The sequence below is a fragment of the Xanthobacter sp. SG618 genome (genome assembly GCF_012932745.1).
Taxonomy (GTDB): domain Bacteria; phylum Pseudomonadota; class Alphaproteobacteria; order Rhizobiales; family Xanthobacteraceae; genus Xanthobacter; species Xanthobacter flavus.
In genome coordinates, this window is record NZ_JABBHL010000002.1 from 419150 (window position 1) to 432358 (window position 13209).

The window sequence follows — 13209 nt, forward strand, 5'->3', positions numbered from 1 at the left end:
CCGAACCCATGCGCGCGCCCCTGCCCCGGGTGTTCATCACCTGCGCCATCACCGGCAACCTCACACGGCCGGACCAGACGCCCCATCTGCCGATCACGCCCGCTGAGATCGCCACCTCCGCGCTGGAGGCCGCCGATGCCGGCGCGGCGGTGGTGCACATCCATGTGCGCGATCCCGCCACCGGCGCGCCCTCCATGGACCTCGCGCTTTATGAGGAGACCATCCGCCTCATCCGCGCCGGCAACCCGGACGTGATCCTCAACATCACCACCGGGCCGGGCGGGCGCTTCGTGCCCTCCGCCGACGATCCCAAGGTCGCCGCGCCGGGCACCACTTTGCTGCCGCCGGAAGAGCGCGTCGCCCATATCGCGGCGCTGAAGCCGGACATCTGCACCCTCGACCTCAACACCATGTATTCGGGCAGCGCGGTGGTCATCAACACGCCGGCCAATGTGCGGCGGATGGCCAAGGTGATCACTGAAGCCGGGGTGAAGCCGGAGATCGAGCTGTTCGATTCCGGCGACATCGCCCTGCTGCACGATCTGCTGGCCGACGGCACGCTTGCCGGCCCCGTGCTTGCCTCCTTCGTCATGGGCGTGCGCTACGGCTTCCAGCCCTCGCCGGAAACCGTGCTCTACGCCCGCAACCTGCTGCCGGCCGGCACGGCCTTCACCGCCATCGGCATCGGCCGCGCTGCATTCCCGATGGTGGCCATGTCCTATCTCTCCGGCGGCCATGTGCGGGTGGGGCTGGAGGACAGCGTCTATCTCGATCGCGGCGTGCTCGCCCCCTCCAACGCCGCGCTGGTCACCAAGGCGCGCGGCATCGTCGAGGCGCTCGGCGGCACCATCGCCACCCCATCCGAGGCCCGCGCTTTGCTCGGCCTCGCCCCCGCCCGTCCGGAGCGCGCTCCGGCCGCCGCCGAATGACGGATCACGCCATGACTCTGCCTGCCATGACTCTCGTTGCCGAACGTCCGCAGATCGCCCCCATCGTCCGCCGGGGCCTGCGGCTGAACGCGAAGGCCGACAGCTACGCCGCCATCGACCTCGTGATGGAAGAGGCGCCCCTGCGCGCGCTCCGCCCCGATGAGGTGGTGGTGAAGATCGCCGCCGCCGCGGTGAACCCCTCCGATGCCAAGGCGGCCACCGGGCTCATGCCCTATGCCGTCTTCCCCCGCACCCCCGGCCGGGATTTCTCCGGCACGGTGGTGGCCGGCCCCGAGGCGCTTTTGGGCCGCAACGTGTTCGGCTCCTCCGGCGACCTCGGCATCCGCCAGGACGGCGCGCAGGCCAGCCACATGATCGTCGAGGCCGACGCCGTGGTGGAGGTGCCGCAGGGCATCTCCCTGCGCGAGGCAGCGGGCATCGGCGTGCCCTTCGTCACCGCCTGGGAAGGCCTTCGCCGCGCCGGCCTGCCGCAGCCCGGCGAGACGGTGCTGGTGCTCGGCCTCAACGGCAAGGTCGGGCAGGCGGTGGCGCAGATCGCCGCCTGGCGCGGCGCCCGCGTGATCGGCGTGGTGCGGCGGGCGGAGCCCTTCATCGGCGATGCCCTCGTGCCGCCCCTCGTGCTCAATGCGAGCGCCGAGGACGTGCCCGCCCGCGTGCGCGACCTGACCGAAGGCAAGGGCGCCGACATCGTGTTCAACACGGTGGGCGATCCCTTCTACGACATCGGCCAGAAGGCGATGGCGGTGGGCGGGCGCGCGGTGTTCATCGCCGCCATCGAGCGCTTCGTCACCTTCGACATCCTCGCCTTCTACAAGGGCCGCCACACCTATGTGGGCATCGACACCATCGCCCTGAACTCGGTGGAGACGGGCCGCCTCCTGGCGGCGCTGGCGCCGGGCTTCGCGGCGGGGGCGCTGAAACCCTTCCCCATCCACGAGCGCGCGCTCTTCCCCCTCACCGAAGCCCGCGCCGCCTATGCGGCGGTGATGGGATCGTCGCAGGACCGCGTGCTCCTGCTGCCGGAGGCGTGAGCCATGCACGTCGTGCGCATCGACGCCGCGCCCGCCTATGAGGCCCCAGGCCATCATCTGATGGAGATGCGGCGCCTCCAGGGGCGCGAGGCGGGACCGGCGGACACCGTCTGGCTCGGCCTCTCCACTTTGGCGCCGGGCGGCGGCACCACCCTCGACGGCTCGAACGTCGAGAAGATCTACCTAGTGCTGGAGGGCGAGCTCCTCCTCTCCAACGGCATCGAGGAGGTGCGGCTCGCCCGCCTCGATTCCTGCCGCCTCGCCCCCGGCGAGGCCCGCCAGCTGCGCAATGCCGGCACCGCGCCGGCCGTGGTGCTGCTGGTGATGCCGCTGGCCCCCGCCACGCCCGCAACCCCCGTGCCGGCGGCTGTCGCCGGAACGCCCTGAAACCGTAACTGCCCCCAAGAACACAAGACCAACACGAGGGCAGCGCAGCCCCGCCCGCCCACCCGGAGGAAGCCCCAATGGCCCACACAGCCCACGCCGCCCGCCGACGCAAACCCTGGTATCAGGTGCTCTACATCCAGGTGCTCATCGGCATCGCCCTCGCCATCATCGTCGGCTATCTGTGGCCGGCGGTGGCGGTGGACATGAAGCCGCTCGGCGATGTCTTCATCAAGCTCATCAAGATGATCGTCGCCCTCGTCATCTTCTGCACGGTGGTCACCGGCATCGCCGGCATGAGCGACCTGAAGAAGGTGGGCCGCGTCGGCGGCAAGGCGCTGCTCTATTTCGAGGTGATGTCCACCATCGCCCTCGCCATCGGCATCATCGTCGCCAACGTGGTGCGTCCCGGCGCGGGCTTCAACGCCAATCCCGCCACCCTCGACAGCGCGGCGGTGAAGGCCTACGCCGGCAAGGCGGCGGACCAGTCCATCTCCGACTTCCTCATCAACATCGTGCCCAACACGGTGGTGGATGCCTTCGCCCGTGGCGACATCCTGCCGGTGGTGCTGATCTCGGTGCTGTTCGGCTACGTGCTCTCGCATCTCGGCGATCGCGGAAAGCCGGTGCGCGACACCATCGAGGCCGGCGCCCATCTGGTGTTCGGGGCGCTGAACGTCATCATGCGCCTCGCCCCCATCGGCGCGTTCGGCGCCATGGCCTTCACCATCGGCAAATATGGCGTCGCCTCGCTCGGGCCGCTGATGATGCTCATCGGCACCTTCTACCTAACGGGCGCCATCTTCGTGGTCGGCGTGCTCGGCGCGGTCTGCTGGTGGGCGGGCTTCAGCGTGCTGAAGTTCCTCGCCTACATCAAGGAAGAGATCCTCATCGTGCTCGGCACCTCCTCCTCGGACTCGGCCCTGCCGAGCCTGATGGAGAAGCTGGAGCGCGCCGGCGTGCCGAAGCCCGTGGTCGGCCTCGTGGTGCCCACCGGCTACGTGTTCAACACCGACGGCACGTCCATCTACATGACGCTGGCCGCCCTGTTCGTGGCGCAGGCCACCAACACGGACCTCTCCTTCACCCAGCAGATGGCCATCTTCGCCGTGGCGATGCTCACCTCCAAGGGCGCATCGGGGGTGACGGGCGCGTCCTTCATCGCCCTCGTGGGCACGCTCTCGGTGGTGCCGACCATCCCGGTGGCCGGCATGGCGCTGATCCTCGGCATCGACCGCTTCATGAGCGAGGCGCGAGCGGTCATCAACATGATCGGCAACGGCGTCGCCGCGGTGGTGGTGGCGCGTTGGGAAGGCGAGCTGGACCACGCCCGCTTCACCGCCGCTTTGGCCGGCGAGGCGAGCCCGCCCGTCGCCATGCCCGAGCCCACGGAGGCGCTGGCCGTGCCCGTGCTCCGGAGCGAGCAGCAAGCCTGACGCCCGCCACGAAGCAGAACGCCGGCGCTGAGCCCTCAGCGCCGGCGTTCGCATATTGAAAGGGGTTCAGGCAGCTAGCCGCGGGCCGCCTCGGCCGCCTGCGGCAGATCCTGCGCCGCCACTTCCGACAGCGCATGGCCATAGAGCACGAGGCAGGGGCCTTCCGCCCCCGCGTCCACGGCGCGGGTCACCGCCTCGGTGAGGCTGGCGACGGTGGCGATCACCACCTTCTCCTCCGGCCGCGTGACCGAGAAGATCGCCACGGCGGGCGTTGCCGGCTCGATGCCGGCGGCGAGCAGGTTGCGCACGAGGTCCGGCAGGGTCCGGCGCGGCATGTAGACGACGGTGGTCGCCGCCTTATCCGAGAGGGCCTTGAAGTCGAGATCGGCGGGGAGCTTCCCGTCGCGCGCATGGGCGGTGACGAATTGCAGCCGCCGCGCGTGGTCGCGGTGGGTGAGGGAGGTGACCAGCCGGCTCGCCGCGCCCTGCGGGGAGGAGATGCCCGGCACCACCTCCACCGGCACGCCGGCCGCGCGGCAATGGGCGATCTCCTCGCCGGCCCGGCCGAAGATCATGGGCTCGCCGCCCTTGAGGCGCACCACGCGGCGGCCCTCGCGGGCCAGCTCCACCATCAGCGCGTTGATGTCGTCCTGCTTGCAGGAGGGGCCGTAGCCGGTCTTGCCCACCAGCATCTTCTTCGCCTCGCGCCGGGCGAAATCGAGGATCGCGCCGGAAACGAGGTCGTCATAGAGCACCACGTCCGCCGATTGCAGCGCGCGCACGGCCTTCAGCGTCAGAAGCTCGGGATCGCCCGGCCCGGCGCCCACCAGCACCACGGAACCGCCGGCGCCCGAGCGGCCTTGCGGGGCGGTGCCCTCAATCTCGATGGCGGCGAACAGAGCGGCGCGGTCGGCTTCCTCCGGCGCGCGATGCGGCTCGGAAAGGGCCTTTGCCGCGAACCGCTCCCAGAAGGCGCGGCGGGCGTGGAAGGAGAGGCCGCGCTCGGTCACCGCCGCGCGCCACGTCTTCGCCGCCTGCGCCCAGGCGCGGAAGCCGGAGGGCAGCAGCGCCTCGATCTTGGCCCGCACCGCCTGTCCGAACACGGGGGCGGCACCGTCCGTGGAGATGCCCACCACGAGGGGCGAGCGGTTGACGATGGCGCCGAAGGTGAAGTCGCACAGAGCCGGCCGGTCGATGACATTCACCGGCACGCCGGCCGCACGGGCGGCGGCGGAAAAGCGCTCGGCCTCGGCCGCATCCTCGAAATCGCCGATGGCGAGGGCGGCGCCCTCGATGTCGTCCGAATGCCAGTCGCGCACATGCACGGCGATGGGGCCGTGGGTGGGCGCGCCGGCCAGCCGCCAGATGTCCTCGCAGACGGCCGGGGCGATCACCTCCACCCGCGCACCGGCGGCGGAGAGAAGCTCCGCCTTCCAGGCCGCCGGCTCGCCGCCGCCCGCCACCAGCACGCGCCGGCCCTCGAGCCCGAAGAACACCGGCAGGCGGGCAAGCGCCTCCATGCGCGCCTGCCGCGTCTCACGCGGGGCACGGGGGCTGCTGGATTCGGCGCCGGGGGCGGCCATGGGTCGAGGACTCCGGTACTGCGAAAGACCAAAGGTAAGTCCCCGCGCGCCGGGGATCAACGCGCGGGGACTTGAAGATCAGCCGCGGGCGGCGACGACGATGATCTCGACCAGGAACTGCGGCGCGGCGAGCTTGCCTTCGCTGGTAGCGCGGGCGGGGGGATTGGCCTTGTCCACCCAGGTGTCCCACACGCTGTTCATGCCGGCGAAATTCTTGATGTCCGACAGCCAGATGGTGGCGGTGAGGATGCGCGACTTGTCGGTGCCGGCGCGGGCCAGCAGGCTGTCGATGGAGGCGAGCACGGCCTTCGTCTGGCTCTCCACGTCCGGCCCCTCGGCCACCTGGCCGGCGAGATAGACGGTGTTGCCGTGGATCACCGCCTCGCTCATGCGGGCGCCCTTGTCGAGCCGTTCGATGCTCATGATGTGTCCTCTTGTTGGGGATGGCGGGTGTTTAGCAGTTTGGGGGGCGGATGCGTCAACCATCTCGGGCGGTCTCGCTCCCTCCCGACGTCATCCCCCGCCTTGTGCGGGGGATCCACCTGTGGCCGGGCGCGGTGCCAGCATGCGCTGAGCGGCCGTCGGCCTAGTGGATGCCCCGGACAAGCCGGGGCATGACAGCGAAAAGGCGGGTTGCAGTCGGCCCAGACGCCGCCCCTCAGTGCGCCTCTTCCCAGTTCTTCGCCGCCCGCGCGTCCACCTTCAGCGGCACGGCGAGATGGACGGCGGGCACCGCCGCGCTCTCCATGGCGTGGCGCACGACGGGAATGGTCGCCTCGGCCTCGGCCTCCGGCACCTCGAACACCAGTTCGTCGTGGACCTGAAGCAGCATCCGCGCGGACAGGCCCGCCTCAACCAGCGCCGGCTCCATGCGGATCATGGCGCGGCGGATGATGTCGGCAGCGGTGCCCTGGAGGCGGGCATTGATGGCGGCGCGCTCGTTGAAGGCGCGCAGAGACGGGTTCTTCGCCGCGATGTCGGGATAGTGGCAGCGCCGGCCGAACAGCGTCTCCACATATCCGTGCTCGCGGCAGAAGGTCTTGGTCTCCTCCATATAGTCGCGGATGCCGGGGAAGCGCTCGAAATAGCGCTTGATGTACTGCCCCGCCTCCTCGCGCGGAATGCCCAGCTGGTTGGCGAGGCCGAAGGCGGAGATGCCGTAGATGATGCCGAAATTGATGGCCTTGGCGCGCCGCCGGATTTCCCCCGGCATGTCCTTCACCGGCACGCCGAACATCTCGGAGGCCGTCATGGCGTGGATGTCCAGCCCGTCCGTGAAGGCCTGCCGCAGTGCCGGGATCTCGGCGATCTCGGCGAGCAGCCGCAATTCGATCTGCGAATAGTCGGCCGAGACGAGGAGATTGCCCTCCTCCGCCACGAAGGCGCGGCGGATGCGCCGGCCTTCCTCGGTGCGCACCGGGATGTTCTGGAGGTTCGGATCGGAGGAGGAGAGCCGCCCCGTGGTGGTGGCCGCCAGCGCATAGGAGGTGTGGACGCGCTTGGTCTGCGGGTGCACGAAGTTCGGCAGCGCGTCCGTATAGGTGGAGCGCAGCTTGGAGAGCTGGCGCCATTCGAGGATCTTCTGCGGCAGCTTGTGGCCCTGCTCGGCCAGCTCCTCCAGTGCGGTGGCCTTGGTGGACCACATGCCGGTGGCGGTCTTGGTGCCGCCGGGAAGGCCCATCTTGCCGAACAGGATGTCGCCCATCTGCTTGGGCGAGCCCACGTTCAGCCGCTCACCGGCCAGCTCCGCGATCTCATCCTCCACCCGCGCCGCGCCCTGTGCGAATTCGGAGGAGAGCCGCGCCAGAATGGCCTTGTCGATGGCGATGCCGCGGGATTCCATGCGCGCCAGCACGGGAATGAGCGGACGTTCGAGCGTCTCGTAGACCGTGGTCCGGCCCTCGGCGGCGAGGCGGGGCTTCAGCACCTGCCACAGGCGCAGCGTCACGTCCGCATCCTCGGCGGCGTAGGCGGTGGCGGGCTCCAGCGCCACCTTGTCGAAGGTGATCTGCGCCTTGCCCTTCCCCGTCACCTCGGAATAGGCGATGGGCTGGTGGCCGAGATGGAGGACGGAAAGCTCGTCCATGCCATGGCCGTTCCGGCCCGCGTCCAGCGCGTAGGACATGCACATCGTGCAGTCGATGGGCGAGACCTGAATGCCGTGGCGGGCCAGCACCAGCTCGTCATACTTCACATTGTGCCCGATCTTGAGCGTGCCCCTGTCCTCGAGCATCGGCTTCAGCGCCGCGACCGCATCGCCAAGCGAAATCTGCCCCGGCAGCAGCCCCTCGCTGAACAGGCCGTCGCCCGCACCCTGATGCAGCAGCGGGATGTAGCAGGCCTCATTGGGCGAGAGCGCCAGCGAGACGCCCACGAGGTCCGCCTGCATAGGATCGAGGGAATTGGTCTCGGTGTCGAAGGCAACGACACCGAGGTCGATGGCCTTCGCGCACCACGCCTTCAGCTCGGCGAGATCGAGGATGGTGCGGTAGGCCTTGCGGTCCACCGGCGTCGCCCGCGCGGCCTGCGCGCGCTGGTGGGCGAGATCGGAGGGGGTGGGTGTGCCGCTGGGGGCAGCGGGGGCAGCGCCCGGCTGGGCGACGGCGGCGGGCGCTTCGCCGTCTGCGGCGTGGGGCGCGGCGGGGGCGAAGAGATCGCCGCCGCTGGGCGCCAGCTTGGGGTCCGGGTCCACCTCGCCGGCTTCCACGCCATAGGCCTCGGCCACGCGGCGGGTGATGGTGGTGAATTCCATGGCCTTGAGGAAGGAGATGAGGCGCCTGGCGTCCGGGTCCTCCAGCACGAGGTCTTCCAGCGGCACTTCCACCGCCACGTCGCGCACCAGCGTGACGAGTTGCTTGGAGATGCGCGCGGCGTCCTGATTGTTCATGAGCGACTCGCGCCGCTTGGGCTGCTTGATCTCGCCGGCGCGGGCGAGCAGCGTTTCCAGGTCGCCATATTCGGCGATGAGCTGGGCGGCGGTCTTGATGCCGATGCCGGGCACGCCGGGCACGTTGTCGGTGGAATCACCGGCCAGCGCCTGCACGTCCGTGACCTTCTCCGGCGGGACGCCGAAATATTCCACGACCTCGCCGAGGCCGATGCGCCGCTCCGGCCGCGCCCCACGCCCGCCGCTCTCGCCCGAGGCGGGGTCGTACATGGCGACCTTGGGGCCGATGAGCTGCATCAGGTCCTTGTCGGCGGAGACGATGAGCACGTCCGCCCCGGCCTTCACCGCCTGCTCGGCATAGGTGGCGATGATGTCGTCCGCCTCGTAGCGCGCCTGCTCCACCGGGATGAGGCCGAAGGCGCGCACCGCCTCGCGCATGAGCGGGAATTGGGGAATCAGCTCGTCCGGCGGCTCGGAACGGTTTGCCTTATAGTCGGGGTAGAGCTCCTTGCGGAACGAATCCTCCGACTTGTCGAACACGATGGCGAGGTGGGTGGGGCGGATGCCCACCGCCCCGTCGCGCACGAACTGGAACAGCTTGGTGCAGAACAGCCGCACCGCACCCGTGGGCAGCCGGTCCGAGCGGAAATTGTACTTCCGGTCCTGGTTGATGGACTGGAAATAGGCGCGGAACACGAAGGACGAGCCATCCACCAGGAACACATGGTCGCCGGGCTTGAGGGGGCGGGGAGAGGGGGACATGGGGCGTCCTTCAAAGGTCCGGCGGCAGCGGCGATCAGAGGTCTGGATCGGGGGTCGATCGAAGGCGCGCACGATGCCCGAGGGGGCGGCCAGGAACAAGAGCCGTGGCACCCGCCGAACGCGCGCGTCGCCGGGGCGGGGAAGCCCGCCAACCCAACGGCCAAGCCGTGCCGCAGCGCACACTTCGCAGGCATCTGCATCACTAGATGAACAACGGAAGTGCAGACACCGCGCACGCCCAATTTTTCATCAGTCGAAATTCAATCTCAGAATCAAAGCCCTAAGCATCCGGGCGCAGTTGGCCCATCACTTGCTTTTATCAGTCCGGCGCAGTCGATGATGACCGCGCCCCATATTCGTCCCAACGATGGGACCCGCAGCAGAGCCGCTGACAGCCATGACCGGAAGGTCGTGAGCATGTCCGCGGCTTTTTTCGTTTCGGGTCTCCTCGTCCGCCTTTGCCGATCCAGGGGAAAGAACATGAGCGACGCTTCCAAGTCCGGACCCAACGAGACCGCCTCCACCGCCACGCCCGACGCCAAGGCCACCGGCGTCTCGCGCCGCTCGCTCCTCAAGGGCACCGCCGCCGCCCTCGGCACCGCCGCCTTGTTCGAGAGCATCCGCATGGCGTTCCCCGGCGGCGTGCCGGCGGCCTATGCGGCGACGCCGGAAACCACCAAGGCGACGCTCGGCTACATCGCGCTCATGGACGCCTCGCCCCTCGTCATCGCCAAGGAGAAGGGCTTCTTCGCCAAGCACGGCGTGCCCGACGTGGAGGTGGTGAAGCAGGCCTCGTGGGGCGCCACCCGCGACAATCTCGTGCTCGGCGGCGAGAAGAACGGCATCGACGGCGCGCACATCCTCACCCCCATGCCCTACCTCATTTCCACGGGCAAGGTGACGCAGAACAACGTGCCCACCCCCATGTACATCCTGGCGCGGCTCAATCTCGACGCGCAGGCCATCTCCGTCTCCAACGAATACAAGGACCTGAAGGTCACGGCCAATGCCGGCGCCCTCAAGGAGGCCTTCGCCAAGAAGAAGGCCGAGGGCAAGGAAGTAAAGATCGCCATGACCTTCCCGGGCGGCACCCACGATCTGTGGATCCGCTACTGGCTGGCCTCGGCCGGCATCGATCCGGACAAGGACGTCTCCACCATCGTGGTGCCGCCGCCGCAGATGGTGGCCAACATGAAGGTCGGCAACATGGACGCCTTCTGCGTGGGCGAGCCGTGGAACGAGCAGCTGGTCAACCAGGGGATCGGCTTCACCGCCTGCACCACCGGCGAGATCTGGAAAGAGCATCCCGAGAAGGCGCTCGGCATGCGCGCCGACTTCGTGGACAAGAACCCCAACACCACCCGCGCCATCCTCAAGGCCGTCATGGAGGCCCAGCAGTGGTGCGACAAGATGGAAAACAAGAAGGAGATGTCCGAGATCGTCGGAAAGCGGCAGTGGTTCAACGTGCCGGTCTCCGACATCTACGGCCGCGCCATCGGCGACATCAATTACGGCAACGGCCGCGTCGTGAAGAATTCCGACCAGTACATGAAGTTCTGGATGGACCACGCCTCCTATCCCTTCCGCAGCCATGATGCCTGGTTCATCACCGAGGACATCCGCTGGGGCAAGTTCGACCCGTCCATCGACATCAACGCCCTCGTCGCCAAGGTGAACCGCGAGGAGATCTGGCGCGAGGCGGCCAAGGAGCTGGGCGTCGCGGCCGGCGACATCCCCGCCACGTCGTCGCGCGGCAAGGAAACCTTCTTCGACGGCAAGGTCTTCGATCCCGCCGATCCGCAGGCCTACCTGAAGAGCCTCGGCATCAAGCGCGTCGAGGCCTGAGCCTCACTGGCCCGCCCTCTCCCCGCGGGGAGAGGGCTTCTCCCGATATCCAGACCCGGAGCTAGTGCCCATGTCCGTCACCGCCTTGAAGGAGCCGCCCCGCGAGGTCCGACGCTCCGGGACAGCAGAAGTCGTCAAGATGAAACCTGCCGCCGTCCGCCGTCCGTCCCGCTGGCCCGGCTATGCGAAGTCCGTCGCCGCCACCGTCATCCCGCCGCTGGTAATGGTGGTGCTGCTCGGCCTCCTTTGGGAAATCCTGTGCTCCGGCGCGGGCGCCACCCTGCCGGCGCCGAGCCGCATCTGGGCGGATTCGAAGGACCTCATCCTCGACCCGTTCTTCGTCGCCGGCCCGCAGGATATCGGCCTCGGCTGGCGCGTTCTGGTCTCGCTCCAGCGCGTGGCGGTGGGCTTCGGACTCGCGGCGGTGGCGGGCATCGCGCTCGGCGCGGTGGTCGGCCAGTCGGTGTGGGCCATGCGCGGGCTCGATCCCATCTTCCAGGTGCTGCGCACGGTGCCGCCGCTGGCATGGCTGCCCATCGCGCTCGCCGCGTTCCGGGATTCGAACCCCTCCGCCATCTTCGTGATCTTCATCACCGCCATCTGGCCGATCATCATCAATACTGCGGTGGGCATCCGGAACATCCCGCAGGATTACCGGAACGTAGCGCAGGTGCTGCGGCTGAACCCGCTCGAATTCTTCTGGAAGATCATGCTGCCCTCGGCGGCGCCTTACATCTTCACCGGCCTGCGCATCGGCATCGGCCTGTCCTGGCTCGCCATCGTGGCGGCGGAGATGCTCACCGGCGGCGTCGGCATCGGCTTCTTCATCTGGGATGCGTGGAACTCCTCCCGCCTGCCCGACATCATCGTGGCCCTCGTCTACATCGGCCTCGTCGGCTTCGTGCTCGACCGCCTGGTGGCCGGCATCGGCTCCTTCGTCACCCGCGGCACGCAGGCTTCCTGAGCCCGCCCGACCCCATCTTCAAGGAGGCTTCGATGCCCGCCTATCTCGAGCTCAGCCAGATCGGCAAGACCTTCTCCCGCGGCGCCGCCACCACCGAGGTGCTGCGCGATGTCTCCCTCGACATCGCCAAGGGGGAGTACATCTCCATCATCGGACATTCCGGCTGCGGGAAGTCCACGCTGCTCAACATCGTCGCGGGGCTGACCCGGGCGAGCACCGGCGGGGTGATCCTCGACGGGCGGGAGGTGAACGCGCCCGGCCCGGACCGCGCCGTCGTGTTCCAGAACCATTCGCTGCTGCCCTGGCTCACCGTCTACGACAATGTGCGCCTCGCGGTGGACAAGGTGTTCTCCGGCACCCGCTCGCGCGCCGAGCGGCACGACTGGACCCTGCACAATCTCGACCTGGTGCAGATGGGCCATGCCAAGGACAAGCGCCCGTCCGAAATCTCCGGCGGCATGAAGCAGCGCGTCGGCATCGCCCGGGCGCTCGCCATGGAGCCGAAGGTGCTGCTGCTGGACGAGCCCTTCGGCGCGCTGGATGCGCTCACCCGCGCGCATCTTCAGGACAGCGTGATGCAGATCCACGCCACGCTGGGCAACACCATCCTCATGATCACCCACGACGTGGACGAGGCGGTGCTGCTCTCCGACCGCATCGTGATGATGACCAACGGCCCGTCCGCCTATGTGGGCGAGGTGCTGGAGGTGAACCTGCCGCGTCCGCGCAAGCGCCTCGATCTGGTGACCAACGCCACCTACCTCAAGGCCCGCGAGGCGGTGCTGAAATTCCTCCACGAGCGCCACCGCTTCGTCGAGGCCGCCTGACCTGACACCAGGCGCGGGCCTGCCCGCGCCACTCCGCGGTCCGCCGACACCACGTGCCCAACCGGCGCGCGCGGGTTCGTGCGCCCTTCATCAGGAATTTTGTCATGAGCCTGACCCCGAGCCAGATCGAGCTGATCCAGGATTCGTTCCGCAAGGTGGTGCCCATCGCCGACACAGCCGCCGCCCTCTTCTACGGCCGCCTGTTCGAGATCGCGCCCGAGGTGAAGCCCCTGTTCAAGGGCGACATGAGCCTCCAGGGCGCCAAGCTCATGGCGACGCTCGGCCTCGTCGTCGCCGGCCTCAACGACCTCTCGAAGATCGTCCCCGCCGCCGAGAGCCTCGCCCGCAAACACGTGGCCTATGGCGTGAAGGACGAACACTACGCCCCCGTCGGTGCCGCGCTGATCTGGACGCTGGAGCGCGGCATCGGCCCCGACTTCACGCCCGAGACCAAGGACGCCTGGGTGGAGGCCTACGGCATCCTCTCCTCCGTCATGATCGCCGCCTCCGCCGAGGCGCCGGTTCCGGCCGAGTGAGGAG

11 protein-coding genes are annotated in these 13209 nt (G+C 68.8%); 8 read left to right on the top strand and 3 right to left on the bottom strand.

Annotation, left to right across the window (positions count from 1 at the left end; all coding sequences use genetic code 11):
* Positions 1-8 precede the first annotated feature (8 nt).
* The 4 genes from FHT36_RS07465 (at position 9) to FHT36_RS07480 (ending at position 3801) form a co-directional block, all read left to right on the top strand.
* Entirely contained in the window at positions 9-929 is a 921-nt protein-coding gene (locus FHT36_RS07465; protein WP_169121864.1) for a 3-keto-5-aminohexanoate cleavage protein, read from the top strand.
* Positions 930-940: 11 nt separating this feature from the next.
* On the top strand, positions 941-1981 hold the full coding sequence (locus FHT36_RS07470; RefSeq protein ID WP_246702075.1) for a zinc-binding alcohol dehydrogenase family protein: 1041 nt from the start codon (positions 941-943) through the stop codon (positions 1979-1981).
* 3 nt (positions 1982-1984) lie between these two features.
* Entirely contained in the window at positions 1985-2368 is a 384-nt protein-coding gene (locus tag FHT36_RS07475; RefSeq protein WP_169121866.1) for a cupin domain-containing protein, read from the top strand.
* Positions 2369-2445: 77 nt separating this feature from the next.
* Positions 2446-3801: a dicarboxylate/amino acid:cation symporter gene (locus FHT36_RS07480; RefSeq protein WP_169121867.1), complete on the top strand. Its 1356-nt coding sequence runs from the start codon at positions 2446-2448 to the stop codon at positions 3799-3801.
* Between the two features lie 74 nt (positions 3802-3875).
* On the opposite strand, the gene cysG is transcribed toward FHT36_RS07480, so the two are convergent.
* The 3 genes from cysG to polA all read right to left on the bottom strand — a co-directional run bounded on the left by cysG (position 3876) and on the right by polA (position 9033).
* The gene (cysG, locus tag FHT36_RS07485) at positions 3876-5384 is read right to left on the bottom strand and encodes a siroheme synthase CysG (protein WP_169121868.1); all 1509 of its coding nucleotides are present in this window, start codon (positions 5382-5384) and stop codon (positions 3876-3878) included.
* 78 nt (positions 5385-5462) lie between these two features.
* The gene (locus FHT36_RS07490; protein WP_029556685.1) at positions 5463-5807 is read right to left on the bottom strand and encodes a RidA family protein; all 345 of its coding nucleotides are present in this window, start codon (positions 5805-5807) and stop codon (positions 5463-5465) included.
* A gap of 235 nt (positions 5808-6042) precedes the next feature.
* Positions 6043-9033 (bottom strand): DNA polymerase I, encoded by a 2991-nt coding sequence (gene polA / locus FHT36_RS07495; RefSeq protein WP_169121869.1) that lies wholly within the window; start codon positions 9031-9033, stop codon positions 6043-6045.
* Positions 9034-9513: 480 nt separating this feature from the next.
* On the opposite strand from polA, the gene FHT36_RS07500 reads away from it, so the two are divergent.
* The 4 genes from FHT36_RS07500 to FHT36_RS07515 all read left to right on the top strand — a co-directional run bounded on the left by FHT36_RS07500 (position 9514) and on the right by FHT36_RS07515 (position 13205).
* Positions 9514-10878: a CmpA/NrtA family ABC transporter substrate-binding protein gene (locus FHT36_RS07500; RefSeq protein WP_169121870.1), complete on the top strand. Its 1365-nt coding sequence runs from the start codon at positions 9514-9516 to the stop codon at positions 10876-10878.
* Positions 10879-10948: 70 nt separating this feature from the next.
* The gene (gene ntrB, locus FHT36_RS07505) at positions 10949-11842 is read left to right on the top strand and encodes a nitrate ABC transporter permease (RefSeq protein ID WP_169121871.1); all 894 of its coding nucleotides are present in this window, start codon (positions 10949-10951) and stop codon (positions 11840-11842) included.
* Positions 11843-11874: 32 nt separating this feature from the next.
* A complete protein-coding gene (locus FHT36_RS07510) occupies positions 11875-12669 on the top strand; it encodes an ABC transporter ATP-binding protein (protein ID WP_169121872.1) in 795 nt (264 codons plus the stop codon).
* A gap of 110 nt (positions 12670-12779) precedes the next feature.
* Complete coding sequence (locus tag FHT36_RS07515) at positions 12780-13205, top strand: globin family protein (protein ID WP_169122213.1); 426 nt, start codon at positions 12780-12782, stop codon at positions 13203-13205.
* Positions 13206-13209: the final 4 nt, after the last annotated feature.